This window comes from Streptomyces sp. 8N706, assembly GCF_052245415.1.
Classification (GTDB): Bacteria; Actinomycetota; Actinomycetes; order Streptomycetales; family Streptomycetaceae; genus Streptomyces.
The window spans coordinates 47,996-63,740 of record NZ_JBQQBW010000014.1; the positions used below are offsets into that span (position 1 = coordinate 47,996).

Below are 15,745 nucleotides of genomic sequence, written 5' to 3' on the forward strand. Positions count from 1 at the left end.
CATGACCCCGCGCATCCGCTGAATGAGCGTAGTCACGTTCTTCGCACGCTTACGGACCGGTACGGGCGGCAATACGTATCGGTATGTCGAGCCGCAGCCAGGAGGCTGGAGCATGAGCATCTGGTGGTCCCTCCACTTGCGGCGCGAGGCTGCGAGCGTTCCGCTCGCCCGCCGGCTCCTGCTCGGCACGATGGAGACAGCGGGGGTCGATCCGGATATTTCCTACGACCTGTCGATCGCGCTCACCGAGGCGTGTGCCAACGCGGTCGAACACGGCGGGGGTCCGTCGTCGGACGGCTCACCGGGCATCTACCGGGTGACCGCCTATCTGGACGGGGAGAAGTGCCGTATCGAGGTCACCGACTCGGGGCCCGGTTTCCCCCAGGCGCGCACCGTGCGCCGCAGATCCCCCCGGCCGCCCGCCCTCGCCCCGGCCATGCCGGACGCCCAGGCCGAACACGGCCGGGGCCTGTATCTCATCGAGGCGCTCGCCGACCACGTCCATGTGCGGAACAGGCCGGGCCAGGGAGCGGTCGTGAGTTTCGACAAGATCCTCAAATGGCGTGAGGACGCGCTCGTGAAGGCCTCCTGACAGAAGCCTCCACCTCTCCGGGAACGTCCGCTCCCGGAGAGGGCGTGAAGCAGCGGAACGGCCGGACCCACCGGGGGCCCGGCCGTTCCTCCGGCGACGAGGTGACGTCAGCCCTTGAGACGCGCCATCCAGGACTCGACCTCGTCCGCGGCGCGCGGCAGCGCGGCCGAGAGGTTGCGGTTGCCGTCCTCGGTCACCAGGATGTCGTCCTCGATCCGTACACCGATGCCGCGGTACTCCTCCGGCACGGTCAGGTCGTCGGTCTGGAAGTACAGCCCGGGCTCGACCGTCAGGCACATGCCCGGCTCCAGCGTGCCCTCCACATAGGCCTCCCGGCGGGCCACCGCGCAGTCGTGCACGTCCAGCCCGAGCATGTGGCCGGTCCCGTGCAGGGTCCAGCGGCGCTGCAGACCCAGCTCCAGCACCCGCTCCACCGGGCCCTCGACCAGGCCCCACTCGACGAGCCTCGTGGCCAGCACACGCTGTGCGGCGTCATGGAAGTCGCGGTACTTGGCGCCCGGCCGGACCGCGGCGATCCCGGCTTCCTGCGCCTCGTATACCGCGTCGTAGATCCGGCGCTGGAGCTCGCTGAACCGGCCGTTGACCGGCAGGGTCCGGGTGACGTCCGCCGTGTAGAGGGTGTGGGTCTCCACACCGGCATCGAGGAGCAGCAACTCGCCCGCGCGGACCGGGCCGTCGTTGCGGACCCAGTGCAGCGTGGTGGCGTGGGGGCCCGCGGCGCAGATCGAGCCGTAGCCGATGTCGTTGCCCTCCACCCGGGCGCGCAGGAAGAACGTTCCCTCGATGTAGCGCTCGGAGGTGGCCTCGGCCTTGTCGAGGACCTTCACGACGTCCTCGAAGCCGCGGACGGTGGAGTCGACGGCGGCCTGCAGCTGGCCGATCTCGAACTCGTCCTTGACCAGGCGCAGCTCGCTGAGGAAGACCCGCAGCTCCTCGTCGCGGTCGGCGTCGAGCTCCTCGGCCAGGGCCTCCTCGAGCTCCGCGTCATGGCCCCGCACGATACGGACCGGGCCGTCCAGCGCCGTGAGCTCCTCGACGGCCTTGCGGACGTCCCTGCAGGCCACACCCAGCAGCTGCTCGCTCTCGGCGAGGCTGTACCGGCGCCCCACCCACAGCTCCCCCTGGCCGTCGAGCCAGAACTCGCCGTTCTCGCGGTCGGAGCGCGGCAGCAGATAGAGCGTGGTGTCGTGGCCGCCGTCCACCGGTTCCAGAACGAGGATCCCGTCCTGGGTGCGGTCACCGGTCAGATGCGCGTACTCGGTGGAGACACGGAAGCTGTACTCGGTGTCGTTCGACCGGGTCTTGAGACGGCCGGCCGGGATCACCAGGCGCTCGCCGGGGAAGCGGGCGGAGAGGGCGGCGCGCCGGCGGGCGGTGTGCGGAGCCTGCTCGACCGGCTGCAGGTCACGCAGCTCGGTGTCGGCCCATCCGCTCCGCATGTTCTCGGCGAGCTCGTCGGAGACGCCTGGGTACAGGCCGTTCTTCCGCTGCTTGATGGGCTCGTCGCCTTCGGGGTTCTCGGGCGCGGGCTGCTCGGTCACGGATTCCTCCTCGGCTGGGTCCGTCGTCCCCTGGCCTGCGACACGGGGGACCCCAACCATCGTATGGGCGGAAGCACGGACCCCGGCGTGGTGCCGAAGCGGCCTCGCTGAAGTCCGGTGCGGTCCGGTCGCGCCCCGAAGGGGCGCGGGGGAACTGCGCGACCAGCCACGACGCAGCCGCAGACGCATGACGGCACCTCGCGGCACTTCCCGCGGAGCGCTTCAGTCGAACCGAACGGCGAGCAGGACGACGTCCTCCGGGCCGTCCGCCGTGGCCCTGCCGTCCGGAAGGACCGTGTGCAGGACGTGGTCGGCGACGGCCTCCGGGTCGTCCCGTACGGATCGGGGCACGCTCGCCGCGGCCGCGTGCAGCCGTGCGAAGGCCCGGTCCATCGGCTCGCCCGTGCGGTGCAGCAGCCCGTCGCTGTACAGCAGCAGGGTCTCGCCGGGCTCGACCTCGAACTCGACACTGGGCGCCTCCCAGCAGGACAGCATTCCCAGGGGCGCGGACAGCGAGGTCTCCACGAATTCGGTACGGCGGTCGCCGACGATCAGTGGCGGGCAGTGGCCGGCTCCGGCCATCAGCAGGGTGCGGCCCTCACAGTAGGCGAAGAGGGCGGTCGCGGAGCGGGCGGGCTCGGTCAGCCGCAGCAGCAGTTCCAGGTCGGAGAGGACGGCGACCGGATCCTCCCCCTCCATCACCGCGTACGCCCGCAGGGAGGCACGCAGCCGCCCCATGGCGGCGACGGCGCTCGGACCGGAGCCGGTGACCCCGCCGACGGCGAGGCCGAGCGCTCCCTCCGGGAGCGGCAGGGCGTCGTACCAGTCGCCGCCGCCCCCCGGACCGGTGCGGTGCCGTACGGCGAGGCGGACCCCGGTCAGCCGGGGCAGCCGGCTGGGCAGCAGTTCCTCACGGATGGTCTCGACGGTGGAGCGGGCGCGGGTCAGGTCGAGATGGCGGGCGAGGTGTTCAGCGGCGTAGCGGGTGTACAGGCCCACCAGGTGGCGCTGCCGCTCGACGGGCTCGGTCGGCTCGTCGTAGAGCCAGACCGCCGCGCCGAGCCGGCCGTCGGCGTCGGTGGCGAGGGGGACGGCGTAGCTGGCGGCGTAGCCGAGCCGGGCGGCCACCTCACGGTGGCGGGGGTCGAGGTCGGGCTCGTTGCGAAGATCGGGGTGGGCGACCTCGAGGCGGTCGGGGCTCCCGGCGTCCTCCTGGGGGAGGCCGTCGAGGATCCGCCCGTAGGAGGCGGCGCTCCGCGGGATGGTCTCGATGGTGCCGATGTCGGCCTGGCCGAGGCCGAGTCCGACGGTGGTGTCCGGTCCGCGGCCGTCCGCGGGCTCGAGGACGATCATGCCGCGCCGGGCGCCGACGAGGGCGGCTCCCGCGTGCACCAGCTCGTGCAGCGCGTTGTCGAGGGAGTCGGTGCGGGCGAGCCGCTCGGTGAGCTCGTGCAGCGTGGTGAGATCGGAGATCCAGCCTGCGAGACGGTCCTGTACGACGGCGAGTTGATCGACGGGGCGGACGTCCTGGGCAGGGGGCACGGGGGGCCCGCCCTCGGTCCCGGCGGGGGTCTTCGAGGGCTTCGCGGCGGAATTATGCGCCGGTGCGGGGACGGCTGGATCGATTCCAGCCACTTTCGGTACGTGGGGTGCGCTCATGACTGGCGACTTTCGCCTCTGATCGGCGGCATATTCGGCCACAGGCCGGAATCACCCGGAGTTTGTGTCCTATTTGCACTGAAGTATGGCGCTTTGTCGAGTGGTGTTGCGGGACCGGTCCGACGGTGCATTTTTCGCAATAGCATCGCAAACCCCCATGTCATGCTGCGCCGCTACCAATGCCTCCACATCTACACGCAGCCGTGGGGTGTGTCCAGCATTGTGCAGACGGGGTTGTTGGTGTCTATGGTGGTTGCAAGTTGGCTGAAAAATGCCCGTCGGTCGCCAATTTGCGGTCGACTGAGGGCACTCGACAACGCGTCATATCCACCGAGGTGGGTACGTACTCGGAGAAGGGCAGGGGCAGTTGGGGGCGCCCCGGAACCCCACGGCGCCCTCGAGCGTCCTATCCGGCGATGGCCGGGCCCGCCCCGAGTGGCGAGGACCGCAAGGGACGGCAAGCGCCATGCGAGCGCCACCCCTCGCCATGTTCCACGCTCGGCTCGCGACGTGATGCGCTGCCTTGAACGTGCAGTGACGAATGATCCACGTGGTGTGAACGGACTGAACGGACTCGTGCAGCGTCACGTACTGCCATGCAGTTCGATCGGTAGACCTGGTAGATCCTAGATCCGGTAGCGGTACGCACACCGGCACAGCGTGCGATGGACGCGATTGGATACAGCCCTCGGCGTTAACGGAAAGGAACGAGCGCTCATGCGCGAGATCCTCGGAAGGCGACGCAGGCTCCTGCTCGGGCGTAGGCGCAGCGGGAAGTCGGCCATGCTCGGTGCGGCGCTGACCTGCGCCACCGAGTGGCAGTGGCCCGTACTCCCCGGCGTGGGGTTCCGGCCCGGCGGGCGGGGGGCGAGCCGCTGCGGCTGTCCGCACCCCGACTGCGTGGTGCCCGGCGCCCACCCCTTCGACCCCGGACTGCTCGCGGCGACCACGGACGCACGGATGGTGCGCTGGTGGTGGAAGAACCGTCCCGGCGCCCCCATCGTGCTGGCCACCGGCGGCCGCGCACCCTGCGCGGTCAGCCTGCCGGCGGTCGCTGGGGCGCGGGCCCTCACCGAGCTCGACCGCATGGGGATCCGGCTCGGACCGGTCGTGGCGACCCCCACCCGCTGGTCGATCCTGGTGGCGCCGTACTCGCTCGAGGTGCTGGGGGAGCTGCTCCACAGCCAGGAGTGGGTGCCCAGCTCCCTGCGGTTCCACGGCGACGGGGGATACCTGGTGCTCCCCCCCTCGGAAACCGGCGCGGGCCAGGTGCGCTGGGAGCGGGCGCCGTTGCCGGGTTCCGCCGCGCCGTGGCTGCCCGATGTCGAGGCGGTCGTCCACGCGCTGATCGAGGCGAGCGCGAGCACGCCCGGCGGCGGAAGCCGCCTCGCGTACTGATACCTGGCCGAATCCCTACCATCACGGCCCGCGTTCACTCATACGGGTGTGAGACGGCGGCGATATCGGGGAACGGCCTCGTGGCCGTCCGATGAGCCCTTTCCCTACCGATATGTTCGGCCTACCGTCAGGCATTCTCAGCGAGTTGCAGGTAGGTCCTCTTGGAACGGGTGCCGAATCCGCGTGGGTCGGGCCTTCGCTTGTTCGCTCTCGCGAGCGCGGTGGTCCTCGCCGTCGCGCTGCCGCAGGCCGTCGCGACAGCGGGCCCGGAGGGGCCGAAGGGCCGCGCCGAGTCCGTCGGCGGTGACAGCGGGGCAGCCGCCGGGTCACCGCTCCACACCTCCGCACGGGCGACCGGCCACCGCCCGTCCGGCGGCGAAGGGATCCTGCGAGGACCCGGTCTCCCCAGCAGCCCCGACAGGCGGCGCGGGACCGCCGAGTGCGGTCCCGAACTCGTCTCCCCCGAAGGGGTCGAGGCGCAGACCTGTCTCATGAGCCAGGGCCCCGCCCTGTGGGGCCGCACCTACTACCGCAACGCGACGGGCCGGACCCTGCGCACCGTACTGGCCCTCATGCGACCGGACGGCCGGACCGTGCAGGTGCGTTGCACTGCGGAAGCCTCGAACGATCGGGGGGTCTGTGAGACCCCGCGCGAGCCGGTGGGAGCGCCTGCCGCGGAGGGACGGCCGTACGGGGCCGTGGCGGAGATCGTCTCGGTGGACCAGGGCCGGATGCTGTTGCGCTCGGGAAGCAACTCCCCGCCGTCAGCGGCCAGTTAGGGCCCCGCGCCTCGCACCGGCCGGGGCCGGGCATGGAAACGCCCGGTCGCTGGCGACGGGGGATGCACCAGCGACCGGGCTCCTAGAACGGTAACAAGAGATCTGCCGTTCGCAAATTCGATCGTGGAAATTCGGACGAGGATTTACTGCTCAGTAGGGGGAGTTGTGGCCAGAGTCACATCATGGGCCTCGTCCGCGCGACTCAGCTGAGGGTCACCTGCCGGTTGGTGAGCCCGCCGCGTGCGCGGCGCTCGTCGGCGGTCAGCGGTGCGTCGGAGGCGAGCGCCTCGGCGAGCCGCTCCCCGAAGGCCTCGGCCGGCTTCTCCACGTCCTCCGCACGGACCGTGCTCGGCAGGTCCCACACCGGCACCGTGAGCCCGTGCGCCCGGAACGAGCCGACGAGCCGCGTGCCTTCGCCCAGCGAGGACGCACCCGACGCATGCAGCCGCGCCAGGGCGTCGAGCAGCTTCTCCTCCGGATGCGGCATCACCCAGCGCAGATGGTTCTTCTCCGGGGTCTCGCACCAGTACGCGGCCTCGACACCGGAGAGCCGGACGGTCGGGATCGCGGCCTCGTTCGCCCGCTCGAGGGAGGCGGCGACCTCCGGCGTGGACTGCTCGGCGTTCTCCAGCCAGAACTCGAAGCCGTCGTGCACGACCGGCGTGAACGGCCCCGCCGGGTCGAGGAGGTCCTGGAGGCGCGCACCGGCGGCCGGGACGCGCTGAGCGGCTACGGGGGTGCCGGGCGCGGACTCCAGCGCCCGCGTCAGCACATCGGCGAGATCACGGCTGATGTCACCGGACGCCGTGTCGTTCTGCAGACCGAGCAGGACGGCTCCGCTGTCACGCCGCAGCGCGGGCCAGGCCATGGGCAGTACGGTCGCCAGGGTGACCGACGGGACGCCCTCGGGCAGCCCGTCCTTCAGGTGGAGCTCCACGGTCGCCGCGGGCACGAGCTCGCGCAGGGCGACCCAGTCGCACTCCCCCGGCAGCCCCTCGAAGGGCCGCTGCACGAGCGCGGTCACGGCCTGTGCGGCGGCCCGCCCGTGACACGCCTTGTAGCGACGGCCCGAACCACAGGGGCAGGGCTCGCGGGCGCCGACGACCGGAATCTCTCCTGCGGAGACCTGTGCGGCCGACGTCTTCCCGGTCTTTGTCTGGGGGCGCTTCTTGGCCATGGCGTGCGTGTCTCCCGGGTGCGGCGGTGGGTCCTGGCCGCCGAGCCTAGCCCTTCGCAGGGCCGGGACGGGCCGCTCGCCACCACAGCCGCCGAAGCGTCGTAGCCCCCGCCCGTCCGTACGCCCTTCGGGGCGCGCCGCTTCGGCACGGCCCGGGTGGGATCGGCTATGCGAGGTCCTCGAGGAGGTCGGCGACATCCAACGCCGGGACCGCCACGCGCGCAGAGACATCATCACGCCGAGGCGCCGCCCTGAGGACTGCCCACACCGTGACTTCGCCGGCCCTGTCGTCCCGTACACCCCAGTCCTGGGCCACGGACCTGATGATGTTGAGCCCCCGGCCGCCGCGGGCCGTCACCGAGGGAGTGGCCGGAAGGGGCCGGGTCGGGCCGCCCCCGTCCGTCACCTCGACGGTCAGCCGTCCGCAGGTGTCCACCCGCCAGGCGGCGCGCACTTCGTCGGGCCCGTCCCCGTTGGCCTGCGCGTGCAGGGGCCGACCGTGCCGACAGGCATTGCTGAGGAGTTCGGAGAGAACCAATACCGCGTCATCGACCACGGAGTCCGGAACCCCGCTCATCCGCAGTCCCTCGCGCATCCTGCGCCGCGCCGCACCCACGCCCGCTGGACCATGGGGCACGGCCATGATCGACGACGTCGGCACCTCCTGTGCCACCACCAACGCCACCCCCGAGACCTCCTTTGCCCCATGCCAGGGGATGAATGCCCCAATGGACTGGACCGGAAACCGGCCACGTACCGTCCCGTGGCGCACTCGTAACGATCGAATACGTATCGAACGCGCCGGTGCACTCCCTGTGAGGAGGGGAGCGCTGAGGGTCACAGGCGCCCGAGTTGCGACAGCACCTGCCTCGGGCGGTTGGTGATCACGGCGTCCACGCCGAGACCGGCACAGAGCTCCACATCGCCCGGGGAGTCCACGGTCCAGACATGGACCCGGTTGCCGGCCCGGTGGGCCCGGAGGACGTAGTCGGGGTGGTTCCGCAGAATACGGATGCTCGGCCCGGCGATACGGGTGCCGGGCGGCAGCCGCCCGTCGCGGTACCGGGGAGAGAGGAACTGGAGGAGATAGACGGTCGGGACGTCCGGTGCCCGGAAGTGCACGCGCTGGAGGGAACGCGCCGAGAAGCTCATGACCCGGACGGCGGAGGCGGCGCCCGGGCGTGGCGTGTCGAGGCCGAACCGGCGCAGGAGTTCCACCAGCCTCTCCTCGACCTGGCCCGCCCAGCGGGTGGGGTGCTTGGTCTCGATGGCGAGCTCGACACGGCGCCCGGCGTCGGCGACGAGCTCGAGAAGCCGTTCGAGGGTGAGGACGGAGGTGCGCTCCCAGTCGTGGGATTCGTCCCACTCCGGGGACTCGTCCCGGTCCTTCCAGGAGCCGAAGTCGAGGGCGGTGAGATCGGAGAGCTCCAGGGCGGACACCGCGCCCCGGCCGTTCGAGGTGCGGTTGATCCGCCGGTCGTGGACACAGACGAGATGCCCGTCCGCGGTGAGCCGTACGTCGCACTCGAGGGCGTCGGCCCCGTCCTCGATGGCCTTCCGGTACGCGGCCAGGGTGTGCTCCGGCGCATCCTGGGAAGCTCCGCGGTGCGCGACGACGGAGATCGTGTTCGGCCCCGGACGGATGTCGTGGGCCGGGTGCACATAGGTCACCGCGTTATGGTGCCACCGCCCGGCGGGGCACCGCTCGTACGGTCGCGGTCCCCGAGCCAGCGGATGCGTCCGTTTCGCCCGGGATAAAGGATGGCGGTCCGTGCTGCTGTCGCTGCTTACGGTGCTCTGACGCCGGGTGGGAAATGCTGTCGCCGGAGACTGGCATACGTGGGCCGTGACCCGAAGACTGTTGATGACTGTCGTGCATCTGAGGAGAAAGCTGTGAGCACCGAGAACGAGGGCGCTGCCGTTCCGCCTGTGGCGGGGCGGCCGTCGGCGCCCGAGACGCCGGGCACCTCGCCCGCGTCCGCGACCGGCGCACCGGCCACAGACTCCGCGCTGCCCGCGGAGCCGGCGCCGCCCGTACCGACTGCTCCGCCGGCCGCTCCCGGTACCGATCGGACGGCGCAGTTCCCGGTGGTCGGCGCCCCGTCCGCGACCACGGCATACGGCCAGTCCGTCCCTCCAACGGCCGAATACCCCGCCGTGGCCTCGACCGGTGGTCCCGCGGGCGGGCAGCCTCACGGCCCGGCGCAGCCGCCGTCCGCCCCGCCGCCGCAGGGGCACGGTGCCCCCGGTGTCCCGGGAGCCGCCGGAGGCGCCGGGTGGCCGCCCCCGCCACCGCCCGGTGGCGGCTGGGGCAGCGGTCCCGCGCCGACGCCCCCCGGCGGGCCGCGCAGGCGGACCGGAGGACTCGTTGCGGCCGTGCTCGCCGCCGCGCTGGTCGCGGGCGGCATCGGCGGCGGCATCGGATACGTGGCGGCGGACCGGGACGACAGCACCGGCTCGACCACGGTCTCCGCCTCCGGCGACCCCCAGGCACTCAACCGCTCGCCCACATCCGTCTCCGGAATAGCGCAGCGGGCTCTGCCGAGCGTCGTCACCATCGAGGCGCAGGGCAGCCAGGGCGACGGCGGCACGGGCACCGGCTTCGTCTACGACAAGCAGGGCCACATCCTCACGAACAACCATGTCGTGGCCTCGGCCGCCGAGGGCGGCAAGCTGACCGCGACCTTCTCCAACGGCAAGAAGTACGCCGCGCAGGTGGTCGGCCGGGCCAAGGGTTACGACGTGGCCGTGATCAAGCTCAAGGACGCCTCGGACGCGAAGCTCAATCCGCTGCCGCTCGGTGACTCGGACAAGAAGGTGGCCGTCGGCGACGCCACGATCGCGATCGGCGCGCCCTTCGGCCTCGCCGGCACGGTCACCACGGGCATCATCAGCGCCAAGAACCGCCCGGTCGCCTCCAGCGACGGGGGCAGCAGCAACGCCTCGTACATGAGCGCGCTCCAGACCGACGCCTCGATCAACCCGGGCAACTCCGGCGGGCCGCTGCTGAACGCGGAGGGCGCCGTCATCGGCATCAACTCCGCCATCCAGTCCGCCGGCAGCGGAGGCGGCTTCGGCGGCGAGACGCAGCAGTCAGGGAGCATCGGCCTCGGCTTCGCGATCCCGATCAACCAGGCGAAGCGGGTGGCCGAGACGCTGATCCGCACCGGGCAGCCGGTCTACCCGAGGATCGGCGTCCAGGTGGACATGCGGGAGCAGAGCGGCGACGGCGCGCAGATCTCCCAGAAGGGCAGCGCCGGCTCCGAACCGGTCACGCCGGGCGGACCGGCCGACAAAGCTGGTCTCAAGCCGGGCGATGTGATCACCAAGCTCGACCAGACGATGATCGACAGCGGCCCGACGCTGATCAGCACGATCTGGACGCACAAGCCGGGCGACCAGGTCACCCTCACCTACCAGCGCGACGGCAAGGAGCACACGGCGTCGGTCACCCTCAGCGCGCAGAAGGGGGACAGCTGACCTTCCCCCATGCACCGGGCTCCGGACCGGAGGGGCAGGTCTGCGCGTCACCGCTGGTCGGCGGCGCGACGGGGAGGGCTGACCGAGCGGCGTGAGGAAACGGCTTTGAAGCCGAAGTCGCCCAGAACGACCTCGAAGCTTCGAGTGGGGGAAGCTCCCCAGCACGCACAAAACGCAGGTGAGGCGGGGTGCCGGACGGTTCCGGCACCCCGCCTCACTGTTCCCTTGGGATGTCGGCGGGGGGACCGCTCAGGTCGTTTCCGGAGCTCACGGGCCAGGAACGGACCACGGGCCCCGACGGAGGGCCCCGCCCGGTAGGCTGTAGCCGCCTCCGCCGCAGGTGGGTGGGGCACGGGAGGGTTGCCCGAGCGGCCTAAGGGAACGGTCTTGAAAACCGTCGTGGCAGCGATGTCACCGTGGGTTCAAATCCCACACCCTCCGCAGGTGAGCGTCCCCTGACCAGCAGAATCGGTCAGGGGACGTTCTCGTGTCGGCCATCCGGGCGGCCACCGATGAGTTTCCGGCGCGGGCTCGGTCGATACGGGTAACAGACCCCCGTGCGAGGAGGTAACCGATGGCCACCGACGGATTCACCACGTGCCTGTGGTTCGACGGGCAAGCCGAGGAGGCGGCGAACCACTATGTCTCGATCTTCAAGAACTCCAAGCTCGGAAGGGTGGGCCGCTACAACGACGCCGGGCCCGGCCCCACAGGGTCAGTCATGGTCGTCGAGTTCGAGGCCAACGGCCAGAAGTTCGTCGCACTGAACGGCGGGCCGGAGTTCACATTCAACGAGGCCATTTCGTTCCAGATCTACTGCGATGGCCAGGATGAGGTGGACTACTACTGGAACAAGCTCACCGAGGGGGGCGAGGGCGTCGCCTGCGGCTGGCTGAAGGACAAGTACGGCGTGTCCTGGCAGGTCATCCCCGCCGGGCTGATCGAGATGATCAGCGACCCGGATCCGGAGAAGGCCAACCGGACCACCGAGGCGATGCTCTCGATGACGAAGTTCGACGTCGACGCACTCCAGCGGGCGTACGCCGGGGAATAGGGGACCGCGAGCTCCCTGGCCTGCGGCGTCGTAGGGCCGCCTCCCCTGGGCGGACCGGGGCGTCATCGTGCCCGGGGAGGCGCTCGAAGGAGGCGGAGCATCATCGTGCGGATGCGGAGCGTCACCCCCCCCTGGGAGGCGGAGCGTCACCGCGCCCCGGGGGGCCGAGTGTCGTGCGTGCCCGGGGGCGGTTGGAGCCACCTCACCGTTCGAGGGCCGGCGCCGTGTGGCGGGCCGCGGAGGTGATGGTGGCGCGGGCCTCGCGTTCCGTGAGGCCCGTACGGACCGCCGCCTCGATGAGCGCCGGGGTGAGTTCCGGGCCGTGCCCGGTCTCGTACGCCCGGCAGGCCGCCCAGAACAGCCGGTCGTTCCGTCGGCCCTGCCGTGACTCCCGTACGAACTGGATCAGCCCTGCCGCGTGATGGGCCCCCCGCGTATTCGTGCCCGCGCGCGGCGAGGTCAGGGGAGTGCGCGGGTCTGTGAGCAGTCGCAGCAGGGCCGGTGGGGCGGCCGCCGGTGCGGTGGGGCCGGGGGCGAGGCGGTACACGCCGCGGGTGCTGTACGAGCCGGGGCCGACGAGGTAGCCCCCGCTGCCGCGGATGTCGATGCCGGGCGCCAGGCGGCCGGCCGAGTTCGCTACCGGCCTGCCGGGCGGGCCGGTCAGCCACAGATGGCGCCCGCCGCTGGGGGTGAGGACCGTGACCGTGGGCGGGATGGTGAAACCGTGCTCCCCGGCCAGCCGCCGGAGCGTGGCGAGACTGTCCGTGCCGTCCTTGACATCCAGGTCGACCCCGACGAGATGGAGCGAGGCACGGCCGCAGGCGATGCCGTAGCCGGTGGCCCAGGGGGCGGCGGCGAAGAGCGCCAGGATGACCGCGGGGTCGGTGGTCGCGTCATGGACGCCGTGCCCTCCGCGGCCGCATTCTCCCCGGCACCGTACGGGCGCGGGGTCCGCGTGGTGCGGGGAGCGGACGGCCGGCAGCTTGTTGCTGGTCAGCGGGATGACGGGCAGACCGAGAGCAGCTGCGGCCAGCGCATGGCGGCGGGCCGCGGCCGCAGGTTCTCCTGCCATGAGCTGGGGTGTGCCGGTGAAGGCCATAGGGGCATTTTCGTCCTTATGTTCGAAATCGGAAAGGCCGTCCCCCGATGAATCCGGACGCGGGCTGAGGTTGGCCGAATCGCGCCCGCTTCGGCGCCGGGCGGGGCAGAGTGCGGCCGGGCGTAGCGTGGCCGCAGCGTGACCGGAGTCCGTGGCGCATTCGACGTTTGCCCGTCGGCCCTCACGCCTGCGGGCGAATGCGGTGGGAGGCGTGGTTCGCCGGGAGCGCGGTGGGCAGCACTGCTTCCGCGACGTCGTGCCAATGCCGGGGCAGCGGGCCAACTGCCTCACGGAAAACGCATAGTTCCGCTTTTGGAGGCTCATATGTCAAGCATCCGTACCGCCCGCGCTCTCGCCGTCGTCGCGTCGCTGCCCCTTTCCGCTGTGCTCTTCGTCGGTGGGGCGCAGGCCGACAACGGGCCCGGGGCGGGCGACGGATCGAACGCGAGCACGGCTGCCGTCGTCGGAAGCGGTACGGGGGGTGAGAACAGCGGGAATTCCACCACGACCCAGCAGGTCGCCACCGGCTCCGGCGCGTCGAACCAGGACAACACCGCAAGTGCGAACGGTCCCGGCACCACCTCGATCAACCAGTCCAACCAGGACGCGACGGTGAACTTCGCCCCGCTGAGGTGAGCCGCGGCCCTGAGCCGCCGCCCCTGGGCGGCCGCTCGCGGGGGGACAGGTGACAGGCTGCGCGACGGCGCCCGGGGTGCCGTCGCGCAGCCGTGTCCCACGGCGTTCCCGGGCTTGACGGTACCGACATAACTGACGGACAGTCAGTAAGATGGGTTCGTCGGCGACTCCGGGCTGTCCCCTGCCGACATCGACGGACTGGTCACTTTCACCGGTCTCCGGGAGCCCGGTGAGGTCGCCACGGTAGAAGAGTTCGGGTTCTGCGCACTGGGGGGCACCGGCTTCGTCGCCGCGGACGCGCTGCCGCTCAATACGCACGGAGGGCAGCTGGGCGAGGTGTATCTGTACGGGATGAACGGCATGGCCGAGGCCGTCCGGCAACTCCGCGGCAGCTCGGTGCACCAGACAGCCGGTGCTCTCCGGGTCCGGGTGACCGCGGGAACCGGGGTTCCGGCATCCGGGCTCGCCCTTGGTACGGACGGCTGACATCGGCCGGGACGGTCGCGTGTCTGACGGGTCTTCAGAAGAGCCGGGCCGTTCACTCCCCCTATGGGACAACGGAAGATCATTCAATATGCGGTCGCGCTGCTGATGGCGCTGTCCGCGCTTCTCGGCGGGCTGTTCACCGGGTCCGCCGCGGCCGCCAAGGACGGCTCCGACGAGGACGATCCGCTGTCCCAGGGCGCCGAGGTCTTCACCGGCCTCGGGTTCGACACCTGCGAGACCCCGTCACTCGGAGCCATGAACGCCTGGCTCGAGTCCGACTACCGCGCCGTCGGCGTCTATATCGGCGGCCGGGGACGGGCCTGCAAGGGGCAGGTCAATCTGGGGCCCCGCTGGATCCGGAGCGTGCACCAGATCGGCTGGAACGTCCTGCCCCTCTACGTGGGGTCACAGTCCCCCTGTGTCTACAGCGACAACAAGCAGCAGGTGATCATCGACGAGGAGCCGTGGGCCCAAGGGGTCGAGGAGGGGCGCGACGCGGCGCTCAGCGCGGACGGACTCGGCCTGCGGGAGGGCGGTGCGATCTACCTCGACATGGAGGCGTACGACCAGTACGACGAGGCCTGCGCCGAGACCACGCTCTCCTTCGTCCGCGGCTGGAACCGCGAGGTCCGCCGACAGGGCTTTCTGCCCGGCTTCTACAGCAGTTCGACCTCCGGCGTGCAGCACATGGACACCGCACGGCAGCTCGGAGTGACGGATCTGCCCGACGTCATGTGGTTCGCCCGCTGGAACGTCCCGCCGTCGCTGTACGAGGAGCCCTCGCTCGCCGGCGACGCCTGGACTCCCCACCGGCGCATCCACCAGTACGCGGGCAATATCACCGAGGAGTACGGCGGGGTGAGGATGACCGTCGACGCCAATATGGTGGACGCACCCGTGGCGATCGTGGAGTGAGACCCGGTGCCGGGCGGGGCGGTCCCCGCCCCGGCTGCGACCCCGACCGGCGCCCAGGCCGCGGCGGGCACGGGCTGTGACCCCGACCGCCGGCCAACAACCCCTCCACCTCTGGGAGGTGGGCCCGGCATCTGCCGTACAACCTGAGGGGGACCTCTCTTCGGCACCTCCGGCCGATCCGCGTGGACACGGTGCGCTCCTAGCGTTATGGGCATGACCACGCCTGTCTGCACCAGCGCGTCCGCTGCCGTGTTTCCCTCGTTCTCGTCGTATGTACGGGCCCGCGGGCCGGTGCTCCTGCGCACCGCCCGCTCGCTGACCGCGAACCCGTGCGACGCCGAGGACCTGCTGCAGACCGCGCTGACCAAGACCTATCTCGCGTGGGAGCGGATCGAGGACCACCGGGCGCTCGACGGGTACGTACGACGGGCGCTGCTGAACACCCGGACCTCGCAGTGGCGCAAACGCAGGATCGACGAGTTCTCCTGTGAGGAGCTTCCCGAGCGGGAGAGCGCACCGGAACCGGACCCGGCCGAGCAGCAGGTGCTGCGCGACGCGATGTGGCGGGCGGTCCTGCGGCTTCCGGACCGCCAGAGAGCGATGGTCGTCCTCCGGTACTACGAGGACCTGAGCGAGGCCCGGACCGCCGAGGTGCTCGGCGTCTCGGTCGGTACGGTCAAGAGCGCCGTCTCCCGTGCCCTGGCCAAGCTCCGTGAGGACCCCGAGCTGAGCCGCGCGGTCTGACCGCGGGCCGGTGGCGACAGCACCTCCACGGCTCCGGCCGCCGGGCACGTACGCCGAGAGTCGCTCATGTCTCACCGCGACGTTGCGCGAAGGTAGTGACATACCAATTGGTATGGACGCAGAATCTCCGCAACATTACCTCCGCGTAAAACCGCGCCCTCGGG

Annotated in this window: 14 protein-coding genes, 1 tRNA gene and 1 pseudogene; 10 read left to right on the top strand and 6 right to left on the bottom strand. The window is 71.2% G+C overall.

The features are described 5' to 3' along the window. Nucleotides 1-112: 112 nt before the first annotated feature. Nucleotides 113-592 (top strand): ATP-binding protein, encoded by a 480-nt coding sequence (locus ACTWQE_RS08295; protein ID WP_443328175.1) that lies wholly within the window; start codon nt 113-115, stop codon nt 590-592. Between the two features lie 107 nt (nt 593-699). Here ACTWQE_RS08295 and ACTWQE_RS08300 read toward each other — a convergent pair whose 3' ends face one another. Both ACTWQE_RS08300 and ACTWQE_RS08305 read right to left on the bottom strand, forming a co-directional pair. Further along, on the bottom strand, nt 700-2,154 hold the full coding sequence (locus ACTWQE_RS08300) for an aminopeptidase P family protein (RefSeq protein WP_443328176.1): 1,455 nt from the start codon (nt 2,152-2,154) through the stop codon (nt 700-702). A 222-nt stretch (nt 2,155-2,376) separates the two neighbouring features. Further along, nucleotides 2,377-3,813, bottom strand: a complete 1,437-nt coding sequence (locus ACTWQE_RS08305) for a PP2C family protein-serine/threonine phosphatase (RefSeq protein WP_443328177.1) — start codon at nt 3,811-3,813, stop codon at nt 2,377-2,379. A 717-nt stretch (nt 3,814-4,530) separates the two neighbouring features. Between ACTWQE_RS08305 and ACTWQE_RS08310 the strand changes: the two genes are divergently transcribed. Together ACTWQE_RS08310 and ACTWQE_RS08315 are read left to right on the top strand one after the other, a co-directional pair. Then, nucleotides 4,531-5,211 (top strand): bifunctional DNA primase/polymerase, encoded by a 681-nt coding sequence (locus ACTWQE_RS08310; protein ID WP_443328178.1) that lies wholly within the window; start codon nt 4,531-4,533, stop codon nt 5,209-5,211. Nucleotides 5,212-5,411: 200 nt separating this feature from the next. Further along, nucleotides 5,412-5,990, top strand: coding sequence for a hypothetical protein (locus tag ACTWQE_RS08315; protein ID WP_443328179.1), 579 nt, complete (start codon nt 5,412-5,414; stop codon nt 5,988-5,990). A gap of 202 nt (nt 5,991-6,192) precedes the next feature. Here the strand turns inward: ACTWQE_RS08315 and ACTWQE_RS08320 are convergent, their stop codons facing one another. The 3 genes from ACTWQE_RS08320 to ACTWQE_RS08330 all read right to left on the bottom strand — a co-directional run bounded on the left by ACTWQE_RS08320 (nt 6,193) and on the right by ACTWQE_RS08330 (nt 8,838). Further along, nucleotides 6,193-7,167: a DUF5926 family protein gene (locus ACTWQE_RS08320; protein ID WP_443328180.1), complete on the bottom strand. Its 975-nt coding sequence runs from the start codon at nt 7,165-7,167 to the stop codon at nt 6,193-6,195. Between the two features lie 166 nt (nt 7,168-7,333). Then, nucleotides 7,334-7,939, bottom strand: a complete 606-nt coding sequence (locus tag ACTWQE_RS08325; protein ID WP_443328181.1) for an ATP-binding protein — start codon at nt 7,937-7,939, stop codon at nt 7,334-7,336. A 65-nt stretch (nt 7,940-8,004) separates the two neighbouring features. Beyond that, on the bottom strand, nt 8,005-8,838 hold the full coding sequence (locus ACTWQE_RS08330) for a glycerophosphodiester phosphodiesterase (protein WP_443328182.1): 834 nt from the start codon (nt 8,836-8,838) through the stop codon (nt 8,005-8,007). 222 nt (nt 8,839-9,060) lie between these two features. On the opposite strand from ACTWQE_RS08330, the gene ACTWQE_RS08335 reads away from it, so the two are divergent. The 3 genes from ACTWQE_RS08335 to ACTWQE_RS08345 all read left to right on the top strand — a co-directional run bounded on the left by ACTWQE_RS08335 (nt 9,061) and on the right by ACTWQE_RS08345 (nt 11,701). Further along, the gene (locus ACTWQE_RS08335) at nt 9,061-10,647 is read left to right on the top strand and encodes a S1C family serine protease (RefSeq protein WP_443328183.1); all 1,587 of its coding nucleotides are present in this window, start codon (nt 9,061-9,063) and stop codon (nt 10,645-10,647) included. 354 nt (nt 10,648-11,001) lie between these two features. Then, nucleotides 11,002-11,088, top strand: a tRNA-Ser gene (locus ACTWQE_RS08340). Between the two features lie 133 nt (nt 11,089-11,221). Then, nucleotides 11,222-11,701 (top strand): VOC family protein, encoded by a 480-nt coding sequence (locus ACTWQE_RS08345; RefSeq protein ID WP_443328184.1) that lies wholly within the window; start codon nt 11,222-11,224, stop codon nt 11,699-11,701. A gap of 202 nt (nt 11,702-11,903) precedes the next feature. Here ACTWQE_RS08345 and ACTWQE_RS08350 read toward each other — a convergent pair whose 3' ends face one another. Continuing rightward, the gene (locus ACTWQE_RS08350; RefSeq protein WP_443328185.1) at nt 11,904-12,773 is read right to left on the bottom strand and encodes a bifunctional DNA primase/polymerase; all 870 of its coding nucleotides are present in this window, start codon (nt 12,771-12,773) and stop codon (nt 11,904-11,906) included. 351 nt (nt 12,774-13,124) lie between these two features. Between ACTWQE_RS08350 and ACTWQE_RS08355 the strand changes: the two genes are divergently transcribed. The 4 genes and pseudogenes from ACTWQE_RS08355 (at nt 13,125) to ACTWQE_RS08370 (ending at nt 15,581) form a co-directional block, all read left to right on the top strand. Continuing rightward, nucleotides 13,125-13,436, top strand: a complete 312-nt coding sequence (locus ACTWQE_RS08355) for a hypothetical protein (RefSeq protein WP_443328186.1) — start codon at nt 13,125-13,127, stop codon at nt 13,434-13,436. 168 nt (nt 13,437-13,604) lie between these two features. Beyond that, a pseudogene (locus ACTWQE_RS08360) lies at nt 13,605-13,922 on the top strand (thiolase C-terminal domain-containing protein); the annotation flags it as partial. A gap of 63 nt (nt 13,923-13,985) precedes the next feature. Continuing rightward, on the top strand, nt 13,986-14,837 hold the full coding sequence (locus ACTWQE_RS08365; RefSeq protein WP_443328187.1) for a DUF1906 domain-containing protein: 852 nt from the start codon (nt 13,986-13,988) through the stop codon (nt 14,835-14,837). 213 nt (nt 14,838-15,050) lie between these two features. Continuing rightward, a complete protein-coding gene (locus tag ACTWQE_RS08370; RefSeq protein ID WP_443328188.1) occupies nt 15,051-15,581 on the top strand; it encodes a SigE family RNA polymerase sigma factor in 531 nt (176 codons plus the stop codon). Nucleotides 15,582-15,745: the final 164 nt, after the last annotated feature.

Bases quoted from the DNA above. Each gene is read 5' to 3' on its own strand.
- ACTWQE_RS08350 (WP_443328185.1), bottom strand. From the start codon at position 12,773: ATGGCAGGAGAACCTGCGGCCGCGGCCCGCCGCCATGCGCTGGCCGCA.
- ACTWQE_RS08320 (WP_443328180.1), bottom strand. From the start codon at position 7,167: ATGGCCAAGAAGCGCCCCCAGACAAAGACCGGGAAGACGTCGGCCGCA.
- ACTWQE_RS08310 (WP_443328178.1), top strand. From the start codon at position 4,531: ATGCGCGAGATCCTCGGAAGGCGACGCAGGCTCCTGCTCGGGCGTAGG.
- ACTWQE_RS08370 (WP_443328188.1), top strand. From the start codon at position 15,051: ATGACCACGCCTGTCTGCACCAGCGCGTCCGCTGCCGTGTTTCCCTCG.
- ACTWQE_RS08295 (WP_443328175.1), top strand. From the start codon at position 113: ATGAGCATCTGGTGGTCCCTCCACTTGCGGCGCGAGGCTGCGAGCGTT.
- ACTWQE_RS08355 (WP_443328186.1), top strand. From the start codon at position 13,125: ATGTCAAGCATCCGTACCGCCCGCGCTCTCGCCGTCGTCGCGTCGCTG.
- ACTWQE_RS08345 (WP_443328184.1), top strand. From the start codon at position 11,222: ATGGCCACCGACGGATTCACCACGTGCCTGTGGTTCGACGGGCAAGCC.
- ACTWQE_RS08365 (WP_443328187.1), top strand. From the start codon at position 13,986: ATGGGACAACGGAAGATCATTCAATATGCGGTCGCGCTGCTGATGGCG.
- ACTWQE_RS08305 (WP_443328177.1), bottom strand. From the start codon at position 3,813: ATGAGCGCACCCCACGTACCGAAAGTGGCTGGAATCGATCCAGCCGTC.